Genomic DNA, 20,428 nt, shown 5'->3' on the forward strand with positions numbered 1-20,428 from the left:
AAGGTTCGGGCGGGGTGACATGGACGACCTCACGGAGGATTTATGGGTGTTCGGCTACGGCTCGCTCATGTGGCGGCCGGGCTTTCCCTATACCGAGCGCGTGCATGCCCATCTCTACGGCTATCACCGTTCGCTGTGCGTCTTCTCTCATGTCCATCGCGGAACCCCTGAGCATCCCGGGCTGGTGCTCGGTCTCGACCGCGGCGGGCGGTGCCACGGCGTGGCCTTCCAAGTCGCCCCGGAGGAGGCTCAGGCCACGATCCAATACCTGCGCGAGCGCGAGCAGGTCACCGCCGTCTATCTGGAGCGCCGTCTGCCGGTGCGGCTGGCCGATGGCCGCCGGGTCCGCGCCCTGGCCTATGTGGTCGATCGCTATCACGGGCAATATGCGGGGCGCCTGTCCTTCGAGGACGTGTTGAAGCATGTCCGGCAGGGCAACGGGGTGTCCGGGCGCAACCCGGATTACGTGCGCAACACCTACGATCATCTCATCGGCATGAGCGTGGTCGACCCGCTGCTGCACAAGATCCTGGATGCGTTGGATCAGGAGGCCTGAGTCTCGTCTTCGCGCAGATCCTCGAAGATCGCGCGGCGATCCTCGTCCGTTTCGGCCAAGCGATGGATGTGAAGCTCGGTGGCGCCCGATGCCTGCACTTTGGCGAGCCAGCGCATGCGGGTGTGCTCGGCCGGCTCGGATGCGGCCATGGCGGCATCAACCACCATGCCGGTCCCGTCCCGGTCCCGCTTGACTGCCAGGATCACGGCGTCGGTGACGTCGAGCAGCTCCGCCTCGTTGAGAGGATGCACGCCGACGATGTAGCGCCGGCCCGAACGGCCGCGCCAGGAACTCAAGGTGGAAGAGGAGCGAAGCCCTGCGGTCGCCCGTAGCCTTTCCTCGCGCACACCAGCCCTCCGCATTCGGTCGTTGCGGAGATCCCGCATGGCCGCGTTCCAGGATATGGTTCGTTTGTTCGCCATATGTTCTTATATGTAAGAACGAGCAAGTGAGTCGTCAAGGTTGATGAAAGCTTGGCAGGGCTTGGGTTTTGCGGGTTTTTGAAGGGTTTCGTCGTCCCCGGCGCACGCAGTGCGGGAAGGGGATCCATTCACACGCGCTGAGCCATGGATTCCCTTCCCTCGCTGACGCTCGCCGGGAATGACACCCTCCACGTCATGGCCGGCCTTGTGCCGGTGATCCCGACTCGAAAGGCGCGGCACGCTTCAAAACGAGATGGCCGGCACAAGGCCGGCCATGACGAGATGAAGTGGTTGTTACGCCTTCGACAGCGATGCTTCGGACGGCGACGCAGGACTGAGGCCGAGCTCCTGCCGACCCTCTTCGTAGAGCCGGTTCGAGGCCGTCTCGATCTCGGCTTGAACCCGCTGGAAAAATTCATCGCGCGGCAGGTCCGGCGGGATAGGATCGAGCACCTCGATACGCACCGTGCCGGGGCGGCGGATGAACTGGCGGCGCGGCCAGTAGAGCCCGGCGTTCAGGGCGATCGGAATGCAGGGAAAGCCGAGGTTCTGGTAAAGATGCGCCACGCCGTACTTGTAGGCCGGCGGCGCCCCCGGCGGGCGGCGGGTGCCCTCGGGGAAGATGATGATCTGGCGCCCGTGCTGGGCCTCTTCCTTCGCCCGCTGGGTCATCTGAACCAGGGCGACCGTGCCGGCCTTGCGGTTCACCGGGACGCAGCGAGCCTTGGCCAGATGCCAGCCGAAGATCGGAATCCACATCAGCTCCCGCTTCAGAATGTAGGTGGGATCGTCGAGGATCGTCACGATGGCGAAGGTCTCGAGGAACGATTGGTGCTTGGCCGCCACCAGCGCCCCGCCCGGCGGGATCTTCTCACGGCCGGTGATCTCGACCCTGACGCCGGCAATGACCCGCAGGAGCCAGATCGACGTGCGGCCCCAGAGCTTGACCATTTCCATGAAGGTCCGGCGCGGCGCCAGGAGGCCCGGGATCAGCAGGAACAGCCACAGGATCAGGTTGGCGTAGAAGGCGACGTTGAACAGCAGTGAGCGGAGGATCAGCATGGCGTCTTGAAGCGGAAAAGCGGAGCAAGAGGCTCCGGGGCGCTCACCATAGAGGGTTTTCGCCAGGGGTCTAGCGCCAGAGAGGTTCCGCGATCAGCTGCTTCTTGACCGGGGACCCGCCGCTGATGAGGTGGGCCACCGAGGAGCGCTCCGGATCGTCCTCCAGGTGGGTGCGCACCCAGACGGCCAGGAACTTCAGGTATTCGGTGAAGATCACCCGGGCTACCGCCGGGTTGTGCCACCAGTCGTGCGGGTCGATGGTCGCCGCAACCGGGTAGGGGATCTTCTGCAGGTTCGGCAGGGCGTGGTCGAGCTCCGCCAGGGTGCGGGGCATGTGGTAGTTCGAGGTCACCACGATGATGGTGTCGAAGCCGTTCTTTTCGGCCCAGCGCCGGGTTTCGATGGCATTGCCGATGGTGTTGCGGGCCCGGTAGTCGAGATCCACGCAGCAATCGAACAGGCGCCGCTGGCCGGGATTGAGCCGGGCGATCTGGTCGCGGCTGGTGTTCTCGTTGACGCCCGAGATCAGGAGGCGCTTGGCATAGCCCTTGTCGAGGAGGTCGATGGCATCGCCGATGCGCTGGGCACCGCCGGTGAGCGCAACGATGCCGTCGGCCCGGGTTTCCGGCCGCTGCTCCGACCGGTCGAGCCTATAGACGAAAGCGAGAAAGCCCAGAAAGCCGATGAGGGCGGCACATGTCGCGGTCCAGAAGCCCAGGCCCAGGACGCGACGCGCCCACGACCGCCGGGCGGGAACCCTAGGCGATTCCGGCATCGTCCAGCCCCAGCCTACGGCTTCCGTGGTGTCCATGGCGTCCGGCGCAACCCAACTCTGCGTTCGCGAGGTCATTCTGGACGAGGATAGTGGAGATTGCGGCAATGGAGAGGCAGCCCGCTTTTTCCTTGTTAACTCTCACTATCAACCATTCTCGTTAAGAAAGCGTCTCACGGTCAGGCGCGACACGATGCCCGTGATGACGGCCACGAAGAGTGCGATCAGCACCACAATCGCATAGCCCCGCCAGCTGATCGTGAAGGCGCCGAACAGAGCCTCGATCTGGTCCCCCGTGGGGCTTGCCCGCCAGGAGCGGGTCACGAGCCCCAGGATCAGGGTCAGGACCATGGCGCCGCCTGCCCCGATGGCCGCTCCGCGCAGCCCGAGCCGGAAGAAGCGGCGCTGGAATTCCTTGGCGATGAAGTCGTCGTTGGCGCCGACGAAATGGAGCACGTCCACCACCTCCCGGTTGCTCGCCATGGCGCCCCGGGTGGCGAAGATGACGGCAAGCCCCGCCGCGACCAGCACCAGGCTGACCAGGAACACGCCGACGCCGATGATGGTGTTGGCCATGGTGGAGAGCCGCGAGACCCAGAGGGCGTGGTCGTCGAGGGTCGCCCCCGGCACGTCCCGCTGCAGGAATTGCCGCAAGGTGCTGAAATCCGGCTTCGCGCCCTCCCGGATCTTGATCACGATCAGGCGAGGCACCGGCAGGTCGTTGAAGTCGAGACCGGTCCCGAGCCACGGCTCGAGCAGGCGCTCGGATTCCTCCTTGGTAAAGGCCTGGGCCGCCTCGACCCCCGGCGCCTGACGGGCCAGCGCCACAGCGCGTTCGACATCCTGGTCGATGGAGCGCTGGGCGTTGGGACGGATCTGGATCGTGACCTCGCGGGCAATCTCGGAACGCCACTGGGCGGAAGAGGCCGCGACAAGCTCCGCGCCGCCGGCGCACAGGGCCGCCAGGAAGGTGAGGATTGCGATGACGGCCGCGAGCGCCTGGCCGCCGGCCGAGTCCACCGGCACGAGGGGGGCGTTCCGGCTCAACGAGGCGGGCAGGGAGCGTTTCTGCCCGTCCGGAGCGGCAGCCTTCTTGAGGCGCGGTTGCGGGGAAGCGCTCATCCGGCTCACTCGTCGATGTGCAGCCGGCCGTCGCCGAGCACGAGGCGGCGCACGTCGAGCTGATCCATGAGGCTGAAATCGTGGGTGGCGATCACCACCGAGGTTCCGAGCCGGTTGAGTTCGATGAAGAGGCGCAGCAGGCGGCGGGCGAGCGAGGGGTCCACGTTGCCGGTGGGCTCGTCGGCAAGCAGCAGGTCGGGGCGCACGATGAGCGCGCGGGCGATGGCCGCGCGCTGCTTCTCGCCGCCAGAGAGCACGGGCGGCAGCATGTGCATGCGGTCGCCGAGGCCTACCCAGCGCAGCAGCTCGACAACCTCGGCCCGGTAGCTCGCCTCCTCCTTGCCCTGCACCCGCAGCGGCAGGGCCACGTTCTCGTAGGTGGTCAGGTGATCGAGCAGGCGGAAGTCCTGGAACACCACGCCCATGCGACGGCGCAAGGCGGTCAGCTCGTCCTTCGAGATGCGGGAGACGTCCTCGCCGAACATGGAGATCAGGCCGCGGGTCGGTCTCACCGAGAGCAGGATGAGGCGCAGCAGCGTCGTCTTGCCGGCGCCCGACGGGCCGGTGAGGAACTGGAAGGAGTTGGGCTCGATGGAGAAGGTCAGGTCGCGCAGGACCTCGGGCCCCATGCCGTAGCGCACGCCCACATTCTCGAAATGCACGACTGGCGCCGTGTTCTCATCGTAGTGATAATCGTCGTGATCGAGCGGTTTCAAACGTGTCCGAGCCATCCTTGAGCGTTTCAGGCCTGTGGCGGGAGAAGTCCACGATTCGCTTCCTTATCACCCGGTTATGGTTAGCAAGCCATAAACTTGCAGGAGTGTAACGGGAAGCGAGGCTCTCGCGGGATAGTGCCGCAGGAGGCCAATCAATAACACCCCTGTCATCACCGGCCTTGTGCCGGTGATCCCGATTGGAGAGGCGTCGCGCTTTTCATGATCGAGATGGCCGGGACAAGCCCGGCCATGACGCGGAGGGTGTCATCCCCGGCGAGCGTAGCGAGGGAAGGGGATCCACTCACACGCAGTGCGCTAGGGATTCCCTTCCCGTCCGCTTCGCTACGGCCGGGAATGACACTGGTGTTCAGGGATTCGCCCGAAAAACAACCAACTCCGTTTGACATCCCGAACCAAGCATGGTCGTGAAGGGGCGGCTTTGAGAGCCTAATATTTCTTTTCTGGACGATCATGATGAGCACTGCCCACCGCATCCGGGTTCTTTTCGACGAAGATACCATCGCCAAGCGCAACGAGGCGCTGGCCCAGGAGATCGCGGCCGCCAAGCCCGAAAACCTCCTCGTCGTGGCGATCCTCAAGGGCAGCTTCATGTTCGCCGCGGACCTGATCCGCGCCCTGCATCGGTCCGGGCTCGCGCCCCAGGTCGAGTTCGTGCACCTGTCGAGCTACCTGAACGGAACGGTCTCCACCGGCAACGTCACCATCCTGCGCGACATCGAAAGCGACGTGCGCGGGCGCGACGTGCTGCTCGTGGACGACATTCTTGAATCCGGCCGCACCGTCACCTTCGCCAAGGATCTGCTCATGGCGCGCGGCGCCAAGAGCGTGAAGACCGCCGTGCTGCTGGAAAAGCCCGGCAAGCGCGCCGTGCAGATCCACCCGGACTACGTGGGCTTCACCTGCCCGGACGTGTTCGTGATCGGCTACGGCATGGACGTGGCCCACTCTTACCGGCAGCTGCCTTTCGTCGGCGTCCTCGATCACCACGACAAGGACCCGGATCTGTTCGACAAGCCGGAATAGCGCGCTTCAAAATATACGGCTCTCGTCCTGAGAGGCTGCTGAAGACTTAGTCTCCCCGTCATCACCGGCCCTGTGCCGGTGATCTCGATTAGGAAAAGCGCTGAGTGTCACAGCATCGGGATGGCCGGGACAAGCCCGGCCATGACGGTGAGGGCGAAGCAAGGCTAAGCGTTCAGCCGCCAGATCGTCCCGTTGAGCAGGGCCGCATAAGCCACCCAGGCGAGATAGGGCACGAGCAGCCCGGCTGCCGTGCGGTCGAGCCTCCAGAAGGTGCGGATTGTCGCGAGGATCGCCACGATCAGGGCCGCGATGACCACGAGGCCGGCCGCGGGGCTTTTGCCGCCGAAGAACGCGAACGACCACGTCCCGTTCAAGACCAGCTGCACGAAGAACGCCACGATCGCAGCCCTGCGGCCGGGCCGGTTCGCGGGCAGCGAGAGGATGCGCCAGAGCGCATAGGCCATCATCGCGTAGAGGATCGTCCAGGCGACCGGGAAGGCCCAGTTCGGCGGCGTGAAGCCGGGTTTCTGGAGGCCCGCATACCAGGCAAGGATGTTCGGCTGCGTGATGAGGCTTGCCGACACCGCCACCGCCACCACCGGCAGCACCGCCACCAGGAACCGTGGCAATGGCGCCATTGCATGGCTCCCCGTCGCAGTTTGATCTGTATGCATCCCCGAATTCCCTTTAAGGACGTTGCGTCATTTCTCTCGTGACGCAACCGTCACGCTTGCCGGAGGTTCCCCATGTCGTCATCGCGTTCCCCATGGTCGAAGCGCAGCCTGACCGCTCAGGCCATGGGCCATGTGGATCCGATCACCAAGGCGGTCGTGCCGCCGATCCATGTGGCGACCACCTATATCCGCGATGAGGACAATGCCTATTCGTCCGGCTTCGTCTATGGCCGGCCGGACAATGCCACCATCCGCGAGGCCGAGGAAGTGCTGGCCATGCTGGAGGAGGCCGAGGCCGGCGCGCTGCTGTTCTCGTCCGGCATGGCAGCCGCCACCGCCGTGTTCCAGGCCCTCGATCCGGGCGACCACATCGTGGCCTCCAAGGTCATGTACTGGGCCCTGCGCAGTTGGCTGATGACTGAGGCCGTCCGCTGGGGCCTCAAGGTCAATTTCGTCGAGACCGACAACCTCGACGCCCTGCGCCAAGCCGTGAAGCCTGGCGAGACCAAGCTGGTCTGGATCGAGACGCCCTCCAACCCGCTCTGGACCATCACGGACATCGCCGGCGCCGCCGAAATTGCGCACGCGGCCGGCGCGCGACTGGCCGTGGATTCCACCACCGCCTCGCCAATCCACACCCGTCCGCTCAACCTCGGCGCCGACATCGTCATGCATGCGGCGACGAAAGTGCTGAACGGCCACTCCGACGTGGTGGCAGGCGCTCTCGCGGGCGCCAAGGCTGACGCGTTCTGGGCGCGGGTGGCCAATATCCGCAAGATGCAGGGCGCGATCCTCGGGCCGTTCGAGGCCTATCTCCTGATGCGCGGCATGCGCACGCTCCATGTGCGCACGGCAGCCCAGGCTAAGAGCGCCCTCGACCTCGCGCAACGCTTCGCCGCGCACCCGAAGGTGGCCCGCGTGCTCTATCCCGGCCTGCCGCAGCATCCCGGCCACGACATCGCCGCCCGGCAGATGGAGAACGGCTTCGGCTACATGCTGTCGATCCAGGTGAGTGAAGGCGAGGCCGCGGCGATCCGCACGGCGGCGCGGGTAGGCCTGTGGAAGCGGGCGACGTCGCTGGGCGGCGTCGAGAGCCTGATTGAGCACCGCGCTTCCATCGAGGGGCCGGGCACCCCCTGCCCGCCGGATCTCCTGCGCCTGTCCACCGGCATCGAGGATGTCGAGGATCTCTACCGCGACCTCGACGAGGCGCTGAGGGGCTGACGCTCTGTTACCCCTCTCCCGTTTGGGAGAGGGAGCTTGCGTCAAAACTAATTGGGCGTCTCCTTTGCCAGCTATATTGATTCTGTCACAAAACCTGTGCTTCTGTCGTGTAGAGGCGAATTAAGTTTCACTGCACAACAAGACCAAAGGGAAGATCATGACCCAATCCATCACCCGCCGCCGCGTCCTGCAGACCGGCGTGGCCGCTGCCGCTCTCACCGGAATGTCCGGGGTCAGCTGGGCTGCCGGCCCGGTCGTGAAGCTCCGCATCCTGGAGACCACGGACCTTCACGTGAATGTCTTCCCCTACGACTACTACCGCGACGCGGCCGACGACACGGTGGGTCTCGCCCGCACCGCCACCCTGGTGAAGGGTGCCCGTGCGGAAGCCAAGAACACCATGCTGTTCGACAACGGCGACCTGATCCAGGGCTCGCCGCTGGGCGACTTCATCGCCTATCGCCGCGGCATGAAGAAGGGCGACGTGCATCCCATGGTCGCCGCCATGAACGAGCTGAACTACGATGCCGGCACGCTGGGCAACCACGAGTTCAACTACGGCCTCGAGTTCCTGCAGAACGCCATGGGCACGGCGAAATTCCCGCTGGTCTGCGCCAACGTGCTGAAGGCCAATGGCGAGACCCTGCAGAAGCCCTGGATCGTGCTGGACCGCGAGTTCACCGACGAGGCCGGCGCCAAGCAGACGATCAAGGTCGGCGTGATCGGCTTCGTGCCGCCGCAGATCGTCCAGTGGGACAAGTCGCATCTCGACGGCAAGGCAACCACCATCGACATCGTGGACGCGGCCAACAAGCATATGCCTGACCTGAAGAAGGCCGGGGCCGACATCGTCGTGGCGCTCTGCCACTCGGGCATCGCCGGCGGCGAGCGCAAGGGCGGCGAAGAGAACGCGGCCCTACATCTGGCCAAGGTCGAGGGCATCGACGTGATCCTCACCGGCCACCAGCACTTCACGTTCCCGGGCGGCAAGGAATTCAACAACATTCCGGGCGTCGACGCGCAGAAGGGCACGCTGCACGGCAAGCCCGCCGTCATGGCCGGCTTCTGGGGCAGCCACCTGGGCCTCGTCGATCTCGAACTGACCAAGGAAGGCAATGCCTGGAAGGTTGCGAACTTCCGCACCGAGGCGCGCCCGATCTACGACCGCGTCGACCGCAAGGTCGTGGCCAAGGTGGAATCCGACGCGGCCGTGATGGCGGCCGCCAAGGAAGGCCATGAGGCGACGCTGAAATACGTGCGCGAGCCCGTCGGCACGACGGCGGTGCCGATCCACTCCTACTACTCGCTCGTGTCGGACGACGCCTCCGTGAAGCTCGTGACCGAGGCGCAGGCCTGGTACGTGGCCGATCAGCTCAAGGCCTCGGCCTTCAAGGACCTGCCCATCCTCTCCGCGGGCGCTCCCTTCAAGGCCGGCGGCCGCGGCGGCCCGAACTACTTCACGGAAATCAAGCCGGGCCCGCTCGCCATCAAGGACATGGCGGACATCTACATCTACCCGAACACGATCCGCGTGGTGAAGATCACCGGCGCCCAGGTGCGCGAGTGGCTCGAGCGTTCGGCCGGCATCTACAACCAGATCGACGTGGCCAAGGGCGGCGAGCAGGATCTCATCAATCCCAAGTTCCCGGCCTACAACTTCGACGTCATCGCCGGCGTGCAGTACAAGATCGATCCCACGCAGCCCGCTCGCTACGACGACAACGGCAAGGTGGTGAACCCCGATGCCCGCCGCATCAAGGACCTGACCCACAACGGCAAGCCCGTGACGGACGACCAGCAGTTCCTCGTGGTGACCAACAACTACCGCGCCGGCGGCGGCGGCAACTTCCCGGGCGCCGACGGCTCCACCATCGTGTTCGAGGCGCCGGACCTGACGCGCGACGCCATCATGCGCTTCATCATCGAGAAGAAGGAAGTGGCCCCGAAGGCCGACGGCTCCTGGTCGCTCGCGGTTCCGGCCGGCGTGACCATGACGTTCACCACCGGCCCGAACGCCGCCAACTACCAGCCGGCCGGCATCAAGGTCGAGAAGATGGGCGACGCGCCGGAAGGCTTCGTGAAGTACAAGATCGTGAGCTGATCCTCACATCATCGCGAGAAGATGCGGCCGGGCACGTGCCCGGCCGTTTTCATTTGGGGCGAAACGGCCGAACCCGAACCCGTCAGGCTTTCAACCGTTGGGTTCTCGATCCTCGTGACCGGAGAACACCGTGGGACAGATCACCTTCGATGGCCTCGGCCCCTATGACCTGCCCGACGCCACCCATGCCGATGCCCAGAAGGACGGCGATGGGTTCATGCTCTCGTTCCGCATGTGGAAATCGGACAAGGAATGGACCCTGGTGCGCATCCGCGTCGGCGCCAGGGAGGCCGACAAGCTCGTGCGCCAGATCGGGGACGAGCGGGTGAGAACGGACGGCTCGACGATCATCTGACGAAGCTATCGCGGAGATCGGTCATAACGCATGGACGCCGGCTCCACTTACAAATGACGCATTGGTCCTGTATGGTTCATCCATCAGCGATTCCTTAGTCGGCCGCTGCCCTTTTGGGCGCATCATGCGTCTCGAAGCTGTCCAGGCTTTGGAGCATGAACCATGCCTGTCGATCTCCCCCCGCAGAAGAAGCTCGCCCAGGCCGTTCCGGCCTCCTGGAACCTGGTCTTCGATCGTTCGCTCAACTGGCTCGCCGTGGTCGTGGGTCTCGGGCTCTGCCTCTGGATCGTCACCCTCGGCGCGTGAAGGGAGACCGGTTCTTGGACCCCGACCGTGGAAGCAAGTACCCCTGGCTCAGCCTCATCGGCATCGCCGCCATCGGCCTGTTCGGGCTCGTGCTGATGGCGATCCTGACTCCCTGAGCATGGACGGGCGCCCCGTTACGGCAATGCGATCACGTCGTTCAGGTGCTCGGGCTTCGGCTCCTTGCCGAGCCGGCGGCGCTTGGCCAGGATGATGGTGCCGTTCAGTTCCCCGCCGAACAGGAAGATGGCGGAGAGCGTATAGAGGAAGATCAGCGCCACCATGGCGGTGGCGAGCCCCCCATAGGTGGAGGCATAGGCCCCCGGGTAGAACGCGAGATACCAGCTGAAGGCGAAGCCGCCGAGGAGCCAAAGCACCAGCGTCACGCCCACGCCCGGCAACACGGCGCGGAAGCTCCGCCGCCCTGACGGGATGAGCTTGTAGGCGAGGAGCAGGCCCACCACGATGACGGTGCTCGCCACCCCGATCCGCAGGAATGCAATGAGCCCATCGAAGGGTTGCAGCGCCGGCACCCAGTTGAGCACGATGCGCCAGAGGAAGGGGCCGAGCACCACGAGCAGGGCGAGCGCCATCAGCATGAGGGCGCCGGCGATCACGAAGGCGATGGATTCGAGCCGCGTCAGCCACCAGGCGCGGGTCTCGCGCACCCCATAGGCGCGGTTGAGCCCGACCCGCAGGCTCTCCACGCCGCTCGATGCGAAATAAAGCGCGAGCACGAGGCCCAGCGTCACCACGTCGCTGCGCTTGACCGAGAGGATGGTGTGCACCTCGCCCGCGATGGGACCGGCGATCTCCCGCGGCCAGGCCTCAAGGATGATGTCCGCCACCTCGTCCGCCAGGGTCCCGGTGCCGAACAGGCTCGCCAGCGCCGTGACCAGGATGAGGAACGGGAACATCGAGGTCAGCACCGAGAGGGCGATATGGCTCGCAATCGCCCAGGCATCGTGCAGCACGAAGCGGGTGGACGCGATGGCGACGAGTTCGAGCCAGAGGCGAAGGCGGTTCAACAGCGAGGTCTCCAGGAGGCTGGAGATGGTGCGGCAGGGGTCGAGGGCAAGGAAATGTCTCGTATCAGGTCTCGGGGAGTCGGGCCACTTTGCCGTGACCCTGAGGGCGACGTTTGGATGAGGCTGGATGCATCGACAAAGGATGCGGCTCGGGCCTACAAGGCCATTCCTCTCTTACGGTATCGTTCCACGTCCCGCCATGAGCCCGACCCTTTTCGCCCGCCTCGCGCCGCCGCTCTTCGTGCTCATCTGGGCCACCGGCTTCATCGTGGCGCGCCTCGTGGCGCCCCATGCCGAGCCGCTGACGTTCCTGTTCGTGCGCTATGTACTGGCCACCCTCGTTCTGGCCGTCATCGTCGTGGTGGCGCGGGTCTCCTGGCCGCGCCAGTGGAGCGACTGGCGCAACAGCATGATCGCCGGTGTTCTCCTGCACGGGTTCTATCTCGGAGGCGTGTTCTGGGCGGTCAAGCACGGGCTTCCGGCCGGGATCTCGGCCCTGGTGGCGGGGCTTCAGCCGCTGGCGACGGGCCTTCTCGCCGGGCCCCTGCTGGGCGAGCGGGTGTCGCCGCGGCGCTGGGCCGGCATCGGCATCGGCTTCATGGGGGCGGCCCTCGTGGTGGCCCCGAAGCTCGGGGATGGCGGCGTGCCGCCGCTGGCGCTCTTCATCTGCGTGCTCGGCATGCTGTCGATCACCTTCGGGACGATCTGGCAGAAGCGCACCGGCAGCAATCTCGACCTACGGGTCAATGCGACGATCCAGTATATCGGGGCCGCCATCGTCACCTTGCCGCTGGTGCTGCTGCTGGAGGAGGGGCACATGGATTTCACACTTCCGCTCCTCGGCGCGCTCGCCTGGGCGGTGTTCGGCCTGTCCATCGGGGCCATCGGGCTGCTGCTGTTCCTGATCCGTCAGGGCGCGGTGGTGGGCGTGGCGACGCTGCTCTATCTCGTGCCGCCTGTCGCGGCCCTTATGGCCTTCGTGCTGTTCGACGAGACCCTGAGCCCGATCCAGCTCGCCGGCATGGCCCTCGCGGCGCTGGGCGTCGCGGTGGCGAGCCGGAACTGACACGGATAGGAGCGTCTGAACTTACCACTTGGACCTCATCCTGAGAGCCTGGTTCGCTATTCGCGTCCCTTGCCGTCATGGCCGTCCCCGGACTTGATCCGGGGATCAGTCCCGGCCATCCCGATGCTGTGAGTCGCGGCGCTCAAGCAATCGAGATCACCGGCACAAGGCCGGTGATGACGTGAGGAGTCTCTTTCGAGGCGATCGCTTACGCGACCTCCTCAGGATGAGGGCACAATTTTGAGGTCAGCCTCTGAGAGCGGGTTACTTCGTGATCTTCACGGACACCGGGTCGCTGGCGGGAAAGGTCTCTTCCACGCCCTCGTCGAGAAGCTCTTCCTGGTGCTTCTTGGTGTTCTCGGACTGCGTGTCGTCCTGAGCCTTGTTCTTGTCCTGAGAGTTCTCGTCAGGGCGGTTCTTGTCGGTCATGGCCTGCCTCCTGTGTTGGATTGCTCGTCTTGTCAGGAGGACAACGCAAGGCGCCAAGCTTCGATCCAGTTCCGGACACTTACTCACGTCATCACCGGCCTTGTGCCGGTGATCCCGATGCGAAGGGCGCAGGGCTCTTCTAATCGAGATGGCCGGCACAAGGCCGGCCATGACGAGGAGTGTATCGTCCCCAGGTGAGGGTAACGAGGGACCGGAAGCCTCAGCGCGGCTGGCCCTGCTGCTGGTTGACGAAGTAGTCGAAGGGCAGCTCGGCGATGCGGAACCAGGTGAGCTCCTTCTCGCGGAAGGCGTTCCAGGAATCGAACACCTTCTTGAACTTGGCGTTCGATGCCGCGAGCTCGCCGTAGAGCTTGTAGGCTTCCTTGTAGCTCTGCTCCATCACGTCGCGCGGGAACGGACGCAGCTGCACGCCCTGGCCCACGAGGCGGCGGATCGCGTCGGCGTTCTGCGCGTCGTATTTCGCCACGCACATGGCGTTGGCCTCCGCGCAGGCAGCCTCGAGGATCGCCTTGTAGTGGGCGGGCAGCTCGTTCCACTTGTTCATGTTCACGTAGAGCGAGGGCTGTGCGCCGCCTTCCCAGAAGCCCGGATAGTAATAGTACTGGGCCACTTTCACGAAGCCGAGCTTCTCATCGTCATGCGGGCCGGAGAACTCGACCGCATCAAGGGTGCCGCGCTCCAGCGCCGGGTAGATGTCGCCGGCGGCGAGCACCTGGGGCACCACGCCGAGCTTCTGCATGATCTGGCCGCCCATGCCGGCAATGCGCATCTTGAGGCCGCTCAGGTCCGCGATGGACTTGATCTCCTTGCGGAACCAGCCGCCCATCTGCGCGCCGGTCTGGCCGGCCGGGATCGGGTACACGTTGTAGTCCTTCATGAACTCGCGCATGAGGTCGAGGCCGCCGCCGTAATACATCCAGGCATTGTGCTGGCGCACATTCATGCCCCAGGGCACCGAGGTGTCGAACATGAAGGTGGGGTCCTTGCCGATGAAGAAGCTCGACAGGGTGTAGGAGCACTCGACCGTGCCGTTCTGCGTGGCGTCGAGGGTCTGGAGCGCGCCGACGATCTCGCCCGCGGCGAACGGCTGGATCTGGAACTTGTTGTCGGTGGCGGCGGCCACCCGCTTGGAGATCATCTCGCCCGCGCCGAAGAGGGTGTCGAGGCTCTTCGGATAGGCCGACGCCATGCGCCAGCGGACATCCGGCTGGGCCTGCGCGATGGCCGGGGACGCGACCGCGCCTGCTGCAGCTGCCAAGCCTGCGCCTTTGAGAACTTTTCTTCTGTCCATGAGCGTTTCCTCAACCGTTTTATGTCGTCACTGCCGGTTCGGCTGAACAATCCATAAAGCGGGAGGCACGGGGCTGTCACTCCACCTTCCGTAGAGACAGCTATGCAGTGGCGTCATTGGGTCATCCCTGACGCAGGGTGTTGGAGGAGGGGCGTGTCATTCCCGGCGGCCGCAGGCCGGGAAGGGGATCCACTCACACGCACTGCGCCATGGATTCCCTTCCCCTCTGCTACGTGTCCCTCCGGGAATGACACTGTTGGAGCTACCGCTCCTCGCTGCCGCCCTTGGAGAGGGGACGCTGACCCTGCGGACCGCCGGCGCGGCCGGACCGCTTCGGAGGCTTCTCGTCGCCGGTGGAGGAGGTCGACTTTCCGCCGGACTGGCTGGCCGTGGGATGGCCGCGCACCAGGGTGCCCTTGGGCACGTCCACCGCGTTGCCGGGCGCCGGCACCCGGGCCCGGGAGGCCGCGCCGCCGCTCATGCCCGTGGGGCCCGTCGTGCCCTCGGTCTGAGCGGCGCGGGGAGCCGGGCTCTTGTTGGCCGTGGTATTGACGCCTTCGGCGATCTCCTCGTTCGACATCTGGAAGCCGGCGTCGTCGTCCTCCTCCTCGGGCACTTCCTTGAAGGAGTGGAGGCCGGCCTTGGAGCCGCTCTGGACGCGGTTGTCGTCCACGTGGCTGATGTCGAGATCGGGATCGAGCTTCTTCGAGGCGCCCATCACGCCGGTGGCCTTGGCGGCCGCGCGCTTGGTGTTGCCGACATCGTTGCGCTGGGTCGGTCCTGCGACGAAGTCGTCGCCGGTCTCTTCCCGGACCAGCTCGTTCATCACCTCATCCACGTCCGGCTCTGTGGGCTGTCCGCGCTTGTCTCGCGCCATGAGCTATTCCTCTTCTTGGTTTTGATGCAGGCCGGCCGGCCTGCCGCTTCCGCATCGGACCCAAAAGTGGATCTGCACTTTTGGGATCCATCCGATGCTCAATTCTTAGAGCAGCGCATCGTTGGACGCGGAAAACCGGATCCACTTTTCACTGACGCGGCCCTCCGGGTCTGCACGATGCGCTAGAGGCAACGTCCTTTTCAGGACGGGTGTTCCGGCCCTGCGACAGTGAAAAGGCAGGGCCGGTCGATCATCGTGATGCGTCGTCCTGTCGGCGAACCGGCATCCGCTTCACGGAAGGATGCTACTGGCTAAGCTCTTTCTGGATGTCCTGTAGCATCGCGAGATGCTCCTGGATCTGGTTGCGCGCGAGCTTGGCCACGTTCGTGGTCTCGCGGTTGCCGGAGCCCTGCTGCAGATAGGTCTCCTGCAGCTTCAGCAGTTCCTGATGTCCCTGGATCTGCAGGGCGACGTAATCCTTGTCGAACGCCGCTCCTCCTTGAGCCTTCGACAGTCGCTCCATGGCCTGGGCGTCCTTGGCGGGCAGCTCGGGTGCGGTCGAGGCTGCAGCCTGGGCGCCGCGGGTGGTGGACGCGGTGGCGTTCGGATCGGCGAAGGAATGCATGATCTCGGTGAGCAGGTTCTGCTCGCCCACCTCGAACTCCGCGAACTGCTTCACGCGCGGGTTCTGCGCCTTGCTCAGCGCGAAGTTCGACTGCTGCAGCGACACGGTGCTGAGCGCCAGCGCCTGCTGGATGTACTGCCGGTCGGCCTGCGACTGCTCCTGGCCCATGGCGGCCGGTGCGCTGTTCGCCTGACCCTGGCGGGCAGGGGTCTGCGTGTCCTGCGGGGCGCCGCCCTGCTGCGTGCGCTGCTGACGTTCCTGCGCGTTCTGCCCGAGGGCTGGGTTGACCCGCTGTTCCGTGGGCTGCGGCGCGACGGAAAACGGAATGGCCTGGTTCTGCTGCTGGGCGAAGGCGGGTACGGCAACGGCGGCCATGAGGCCGGCGATCACGAGACGGCGGGACATGAAGGATTCTCCTGCAAAGGAACTGTGAGAGCGAACGTTTGCAGGTGGGTTTGGTTCAGGCTTCAGGGCGAAGCCGTGATCAGTGCCAATCCTTGTCCGAACTCATCTGCATCTCGTCGGCCGCTTTCCTGATGTCGGCGAGATCCACCGAATCGCTGAACGGGTCTTCGTCGAGTTCCGTCACCCGGTTCAGGCGTTTCTGCCAGTGCCGCAGCTCGTCGATATAGGGCCTGTAGGGCACGCGCTTGAGGCGCCCGTTCTCCTCCACCAGATCGCACAGGCCGTTGTGCAGCCATTCGCCAGTGTGCCAGTCAGGCATGTCGACGGCGGGAAACAGGCACACGCCGTGCAGGTCGATGCCCTTGCGCACGGCGGCAAGCGACTCCTCGACGATGTCGCGCAGCCAATCCGGACGGCCCTCGCGCAGGCCGCTGGTCTCACCCACGATCATCGGGCGGCGATAGCGCTCCCACGCATAGGTGAGCAGGTCGCCGAGCGGACGGATGCGCTCGTCATGGGGCTCGAGCGAGGCGTGCGGGCCGTTCTCGCGATATTCCATCTGGCCGAACGCGTAGGCGTTGACGCCCACGATATCGAGCACCTCCGGCGAGCCGCCAAGCTCCGGGTGGCGCCGTCCGGCGATCACGTCCCAGGCATAGAACGTGTCCGTATACGTCTCGTGCTCCGCCTCGTCCTTGAGGTCGGGGCGGTCCCGCGGCGCGACCACGAGAATGAGCGGATCGATATGGACCATGCGGGCTTGCGCATCGACCGCGCGGATCGCCTTCACGGCCGCGATATCGGCCCGGCAGAGCGCAAGGCGCAGGCGCCGGCGATCCTCGTCGGACTTGCGGAACGGCGCGGTCCAGGCCCATTCGCCGCCCATGAAGGCGAAGAAGGTGATCTCGTTGATGGGCGTGAAGAAATGCGGGCCGCGGATCCGCGGCGTCACGTACTCCGCCGCCGCTTTCGCATAAGATGCGAAGCGATCGGAAAAATCCTCGGCGAAAGGATCGACATCGTCCGGATAACCGTAATGGCACAGGTCCCAGATCGGCAGGATCTGATGGCGGTTCATCGCCGCGATGAAGGGATCGAGCCCGGAGAAATCGTAAGTGCCGCCCTTGTCCACGAAGGGCCACGGAATGCCCTGGCGCGCCACCGCGATGCCGAGCGAGCGGAGGAAGGCGTAATCCTCGTCCACATGCTCGCGGTGCTGGGTCTCGGCCACGAGATCCCGGCGGCCCTGATCCTTCCAGATGAAGGTGGAGCACTCGAAGCCCGACAGGAAGAAGGTCGGGAAGATGCCGGCATGAACGGCGGGACGGCTTCCTGACAGTGAGGGATCATGCAAGGCAGCATCCTCCTGGGCAAAACGAACAGGTGAGGGCTTGTCCGTCGCCGGACACGCTCAACCATCATTCGCTGGGACAAGCGGATTAGGCTGGCCGGGTTCCTCCGACGGGTCGCGCCGATGTGAGATGAACTTCGCTCAAGCGTGTCCGTTGTGAGAGGGGGTGATCGGACACAGGAGACACAATGCAGGACCGGACGACGCGAATCATCATGCTGGTCGTGGCGGTGCTGCTCGCGATCCTGGTGCTGCAGCCTTACGTGAATTCCTATCTCTATTCCGCCCGTGAGCCGCGGCCCGTGGCGGCGCGGGGCGACTTGGCGGAGTTCGAGCGCACGACGATCCAGGTGTTCGAGACCGTGGCGCCCTCCGTGGTGCAGGTGGTGGCGCTGCAGGGCCGCGGACCCGCCGGCGGAGAGCCGGCCGGCTCCGGCACGGGCTTCGTCTGGGATGCCGCCGGTCACGTGGTGACGAACCAGCATGTGGTGGAAAACGGCTCCTCCTTCGCGGTGCGCCTGGCATCGGGAGAAGTTCGTCCGGCCGAGGTGATCGGGCGCGCGCCGAACTACGACCTCGCCGTCCTGCGGCTCCAGCGCCAGGGCGCCCTGCCGGCGCCCGTGAACGTGGGAAGCTCGGCCGATCTGAAGGTGGGGCAGACCGCTTACGCCATCGGCAATCCGTTCGGGCTCGACCAGTCGCTCACCACCGGCATCATCAGCGCCCTCAAGCGCCGCCTGCCGACGAGCGGCGGGCGCGAGGTCGCCGATGTGATCCAGACAGACGCAGCCATCAACCCGGGCAATTCCGGCGGCCCGCTGCTCGATTCCGCCGGGCGCCTGATCGGCGTCAACACGGCCATCTATTCCCCGTCCGGCACGAGCGCGGGCATCGGCTTCGCCATTCCCGTCGACGTGGTCAACCGGGTAGTGCCGGAGCTCATCCGCACCGGCCGCGTTCCCACGCCGGGCATCGGCATTCTCGCCGGTGACGAGACGCTGGCCGCGCAGCTTGGCGTGACCGGCGTGGTCGTGGCCGACGTCGTGCCGGGCTCGCCGGCCGACCGTGCAGGCCTGCGCGGCGTCGATCAGCGGGCCGGCATCATCGGCGATGTGATCGTGGGTGTCGAAGATGCGCCCGTGCGCCGCCTGTCCGATCTGACCGACAGGCTCGAGCGGATCGGCGTCGGCAACACGGTCTCGCTCAAGATCGTGCGGAACAACCGCTCCGAGACCGTCGCGGTCACTGTCATCGATGTGGAGCAGCAGGGCGCGCGGGCACGCAGGCCCTAAACAACATACAACCTTGGCAGGAACGGTTTTGTTTCAGGGCGGCGAAACCTTCTTGCAGCCGCGCCGTTAGCCATCGAACCTTCACCCAAGGAGGAGCGAATGGATCTCGAAGGCGCCGATAACAACATTCTGGTGCAAAGCTCGACTGTCGATCTGGGCGACAACTTCCCCGAATATGCCAAAACGAACATCCGTCAGGTCGCCGGAAAATATTTCGGGCGGTTGAGCACGGCCTCCGTGCACGTCACCCGCGAAGGCATCACCTATCGGTGCACGGTCAACATGCAGATGGGCGCGCTCAAGATGATGAGCGGCGAGGCCAAGGACAAGGATCTCTACACCGCCTTCCGGGCTGCCCTGCAGAAGACCGCCAAGCAGCTCCGCCGCTCCAAGCGCGAGCTGCGCGAGGACAAGGCCGAGCGCATCGACAAGGACATGCTCCTGCGCGAAGGCGCCCGATCCTCCGGACGCGACCGCGACGATGCCGGCCTGCCCATGAACGACGAGGGCGATTACCGCGCGGCCGCGGAGTAACCTCCAACCCATCGATTCAACATCATGGCCGGCCTTGGGCCGGCCATTCTCGTTTTGGTTGCCCCATCCACGTTGCTCCATAGCTATCGATGGCTCACGATACATCAAAAGTATCATGACTCTCCCCATTGTGCCGGTCATGTGTCATATGATGTCACGTGATAAGCAGAGGAGTGAACCATGAGCTATGATGTCATCATTATCGGGGGCAGCTATTCTGGACTGGCGGCGGGACTTCAGCTCGCCCGTGCCCGCAGGCGCATTCTGGTGATCGACGCCGGCATGCGCCGTAACCGCTTCGCTGCGGCGTCCCATGGTTTCCTGACACAGGACGGAACCCCGGCTGCGGATATTGCTGCCAAGGCCCGCTCGCAGCTCATGGCCTACGACACGGTTGAGTGGGTATCCGGCCACGCCACCGATGCGCAGGCGACACCACAGGGCTTTCGCGTTGCGATTGGAGCCGAGGAGCGACAGGAGACCGGGCAGCGCCTCATTCTGGCGCTGGGCATCAAGGACGAGCTGCCCGCCGTTCCCGGGCTGGAGGAGCGCTGGGGCAAGAGCGTGTTCCATTGCCCCTACTGCCATGGCTATGAACTCGACCGGGGGCGCATCGGCGTTCTGGCCACATCGCCCAAATCCATCCATCACGCGCTGATGCTGCCGGACTGGGGATCGACCACTTTCTTCCTCAACGATGTCTTCACGCCTGATCCGGAGCAGCTGGAGCAGCTTCGACGGCGCGGTGTCGTGATCGATGACGGGACCGTTGAGCGTCTCGACGGCGAGGGGGCCACGATCGTCATGCGCGACGGGCGCATCGTTCCCCTCGACGGTCTGTTCGTCATGCCGCGGACGAGCATAGCGAGCCCCATTGCCGAGGAGCTCGGCTGCGCGTTCGATGAAGGAGCGACGGGGCCTGTCATCCGCACCGATGCCATGAAGGCCACGAGCGTTGCGGGCGTCTTCGCCTGCGGTGATGCCGCCCGGATGGCCGGATCGGTGACCTTCGCGGTCGCGGACGGCGCCATGGCCGGCACGGCGGCTCACCAATCCCTGATGTTTGCAGGCTGAGACATCCGTGCCCCGTCGACGCCGAGGAGCGTCGCGTGACGATGGTTCGGGAAATGTGGTAGCAACAGGCGGTTTGAAGGAAAG

22 protein-coding genes are annotated in these 20,428 nt (G+C 65.3%); 10 read left to right on the forward strand and 12 right to left on the reverse strand.

Annotated features, from left to right (window positions below):
• Nucleotides 1-19 precede the first annotated feature (19 nt).
• Nucleotides 20-556 carry a gamma-glutamylcyclotransferase gene (locus tag MA07_RS24720; protein WP_036358397.1) on the forward strand — a complete coding sequence of 179 codons (537 nt, stop codon included), beginning with the start codon at nucleotides 20-22 and terminating at the stop codon, nucleotides 554-556.
• Here the strand turns inward: MA07_RS24720 and MA07_RS24725 are convergent.
• The 5 genes from MA07_RS24725 to ftsE form a co-directional block, all read right to left on the reverse strand.
• Nucleotides 544-942 (reverse strand): hypothetical protein, encoded by a 399-nt coding sequence (locus tag MA07_RS24725; protein ID WP_081929158.1) that lies wholly within the window; start codon nucleotides 940-942, stop codon nucleotides 544-546. The genes MA07_RS24720 and MA07_RS24725 overlap by 13 nt on opposite strands.
• A 330-nt stretch (nucleotides 943-1,272) precedes the next feature.
• Complete coding sequence (locus MA07_RS24730) at nucleotides 1,273-2,040, reverse strand: lysophospholipid acyltransferase family protein (protein WP_036358399.1); 768 nt, start codon at nucleotides 2,038-2,040, stop codon at nucleotides 1,273-1,275.
• 70 nt (nucleotides 2,041-2,110) lie between these two features.
• Nucleotides 2,111-2,890: a YdcF family protein gene (locus MA07_RS24735; RefSeq protein WP_081929159.1), complete on the reverse strand. Its 780-nt coding sequence runs from the start codon at nucleotides 2,888-2,890 to the stop codon at nucleotides 2,111-2,113.
• Nucleotides 2,891-2,959: 69 nt separating this feature from the next.
• Complete coding sequence (locus MA07_RS24740) at nucleotides 2,960-3,934, reverse strand: ABC transporter permease (protein WP_036358406.1); 975 nt, start codon at nucleotides 3,932-3,934, stop codon at nucleotides 2,960-2,962.
• A gap of 5 nt (nucleotides 3,935-3,939) precedes the next feature.
• Nucleotides 3,940-4,650 (reverse strand): cell division ATP-binding protein FtsE, encoded by a 711-nt coding sequence (gene ftsE / locus MA07_RS24745; RefSeq protein ID WP_036358409.1) that lies wholly within the window; start codon nucleotides 4,648-4,650, stop codon nucleotides 3,940-3,942.
• A gap of 471 nt (nucleotides 4,651-5,121) precedes the next feature.
• Between ftsE and hpt the strand changes: the two genes are divergently transcribed.
• A complete protein-coding gene (gene hpt / locus MA07_RS24750; protein ID WP_036358411.1) occupies nucleotides 5,122-5,694 on the forward strand; it encodes a hypoxanthine phosphoribosyltransferase in 573 nt (190 codons plus the stop codon).
• Nucleotides 5,695-5,858: 164 nt separating this feature from the next.
• On the opposite strand, the gene MA07_RS24755 is transcribed toward hpt, so the two are convergent.
• Nucleotides 5,859-6,368 carry a TspO/MBR family protein gene (locus MA07_RS24755; protein WP_052003509.1) on the reverse strand — a complete coding sequence of 170 codons (510 nt, stop codon included), beginning with the start codon at nucleotides 6,366-6,368 and terminating at the stop codon, nucleotides 5,859-5,861.
• 72 nt (nucleotides 6,369-6,440) lie between these two features.
• Here MA07_RS24755 and MA07_RS24760 point away from each other — a divergent pair, with 72 nt between their 5' ends.
• The 4 genes from MA07_RS24760 (at nucleotide 6,441) to MA07_RS30310 (ending at nucleotide 10,354) form a co-directional block, all read left to right on the forward strand.
• The gene (locus MA07_RS24760) at nucleotides 6,441-7,592 is read left to right on the forward strand and encodes an aminotransferase class V-fold PLP-dependent enzyme (protein ID WP_036358417.1); all 1,152 of its coding nucleotides are present in this window, start codon (nucleotides 6,441-6,443) and stop codon (nucleotides 7,590-7,592) included.
• A gap of 157 nt (nucleotides 7,593-7,749) precedes the next feature.
• Nucleotides 7,750-9,693 carry a bifunctional 2',3'-cyclic-nucleotide 2'-phosphodiesterase/3'-nucleotidase gene (locus tag MA07_RS24765; protein WP_036358419.1) on the forward strand — a complete coding sequence of 648 codons (1,944 nt, stop codon included), beginning with the start codon at nucleotides 7,750-7,752 and terminating at the stop codon, nucleotides 9,691-9,693.
• A gap of 130 nt (nucleotides 9,694-9,823) precedes the next feature.
• Nucleotides 9,824-10,048 carry a hypothetical protein gene (locus tag MA07_RS24770; RefSeq protein WP_036358422.1) on the forward strand — a complete coding sequence of 75 codons (225 nt, stop codon included), beginning with the start codon at nucleotides 9,824-9,826 and terminating at the stop codon, nucleotides 10,046-10,048.
• A gap of 162 nt (nucleotides 10,049-10,210) precedes the next feature.
• The gene (locus MA07_RS30310) at nucleotides 10,211-10,354 is read left to right on the forward strand and encodes a hypothetical protein (protein ID WP_160195495.1); all 144 of its coding nucleotides are present in this window, start codon (nucleotides 10,211-10,213) and stop codon (nucleotides 10,352-10,354) included.
• Between the two features lie 134 nt (nucleotides 10,355-10,488).
• On the opposite strand, the gene MA07_RS24775 is transcribed toward MA07_RS30310, so the two are convergent.
• On the reverse strand, nucleotides 10,489-11,379 hold the full coding sequence (locus tag MA07_RS24775; RefSeq protein WP_036358425.1) for a YihY/virulence factor BrkB family protein: 891 nt from the start codon (nucleotides 11,377-11,379) through the stop codon (nucleotides 10,489-10,491).
• Nucleotides 11,380-11,578: 199 nt separating this feature from the next.
• On the opposite strand from MA07_RS24775, the gene MA07_RS24780 reads away from it, so the two are divergent.
• Nucleotides 11,579-12,445 carry a DMT family transporter gene (locus MA07_RS24780; protein WP_036358428.1) on the forward strand — a complete coding sequence of 289 codons (867 nt, stop codon included), beginning with the start codon at nucleotides 11,579-11,581 and terminating at the stop codon, nucleotides 12,443-12,445.
• 264 nt (nucleotides 12,446-12,709) lie between these two features.
• Here MA07_RS24780 and MA07_RS30550 read toward each other — a convergent pair whose 3' ends face one another.
• The 5 genes from MA07_RS30550 to MA07_RS24800 all read right to left on the reverse strand — a co-directional run bounded on the left by MA07_RS30550 (nucleotide 12,710) and on the right by MA07_RS24800 (nucleotide 17,447).
• Entirely contained in the window at nucleotides 12,710-12,874 is a 165-nt protein-coding gene (locus tag MA07_RS30550) for a hypothetical protein (RefSeq protein ID WP_200879428.1), read from the reverse strand.
• 220 nt (nucleotides 12,875-13,094) lie between these two features.
• Nucleotides 13,095-14,186 carry a twin-arginine translocation signal domain-containing protein gene (locus tag MA07_RS24785; protein ID WP_036358431.1) on the reverse strand — a complete coding sequence of 364 codons (1,092 nt, stop codon included), beginning with the start codon at nucleotides 14,184-14,186 and terminating at the stop codon, nucleotides 13,095-13,097.
• A gap of 262 nt (nucleotides 14,187-14,448) precedes the next feature.
• Entirely contained in the window at nucleotides 14,449-15,063 is a 615-nt protein-coding gene (locus tag MA07_RS24790) for a hypothetical protein (protein ID WP_036358435.1), read from the reverse strand.
• A gap of 304 nt (nucleotides 15,064-15,367) precedes the next feature.
• Nucleotides 15,368-16,093 (reverse strand): DUF4142 domain-containing protein, encoded by a 726-nt coding sequence (locus MA07_RS24795; protein ID WP_036358437.1) that lies wholly within the window; start codon nucleotides 16,091-16,093, stop codon nucleotides 15,368-15,370.
• A gap of 79 nt (nucleotides 16,094-16,172) precedes the next feature.
• Nucleotides 16,173-17,447, reverse strand: coding sequence for a glycoside hydrolase (locus tag MA07_RS24800; protein ID WP_200879429.1), 1,275 nt, complete (start codon nucleotides 17,445-17,447; stop codon nucleotides 16,173-16,175).
• Nucleotides 17,448-17,632: 185 nt separating this feature from the next.
• Here MA07_RS24800 and MA07_RS24805 point away from each other — a divergent pair, with 185 nt between their 5' ends.
• The 3 genes from MA07_RS24805 to MA07_RS24815 all read left to right on the forward strand — a co-directional run bounded on the left by MA07_RS24805 (nucleotide 17,633) and on the right by MA07_RS24815 (nucleotide 20,344).
• The gene (locus tag MA07_RS24805; protein ID WP_036358440.1) at nucleotides 17,633-18,736 is read left to right on the forward strand and encodes a trypsin-like peptidase domain-containing protein; all 1,104 of its coding nucleotides are present in this window, start codon (nucleotides 17,633-17,635) and stop codon (nucleotides 18,734-18,736) included.
• Nucleotides 18,737-18,835: 99 nt separating this feature from the next.
• Nucleotides 18,836-19,270 carry a ribosome-associated translation inhibitor RaiA gene (gene raiA, locus MA07_RS24810; RefSeq protein ID WP_036358443.1) on the forward strand — a complete coding sequence of 145 codons (435 nt, stop codon included), beginning with the start codon at nucleotides 18,836-18,838 and terminating at the stop codon, nucleotides 19,268-19,270.
• 180 nt (nucleotides 19,271-19,450) lie between these two features.
• A complete protein-coding gene (locus tag MA07_RS24815; protein WP_036358446.1) occupies nucleotides 19,451-20,344 on the forward strand; it encodes an NAD(P)/FAD-dependent oxidoreductase in 894 nt (297 codons plus the stop codon).
• The last annotated feature ends 84 nt before the right edge of the window (nucleotides 20,345-20,428 follow it).

The sequence above is a fragment of the Microvirga sp. BSC39 genome, assembly GCF_000739015.1.
Lineage (GTDB): Bacteria > Pseudomonadota > Alphaproteobacteria > Rhizobiales > Beijerinckiaceae > Microvirga.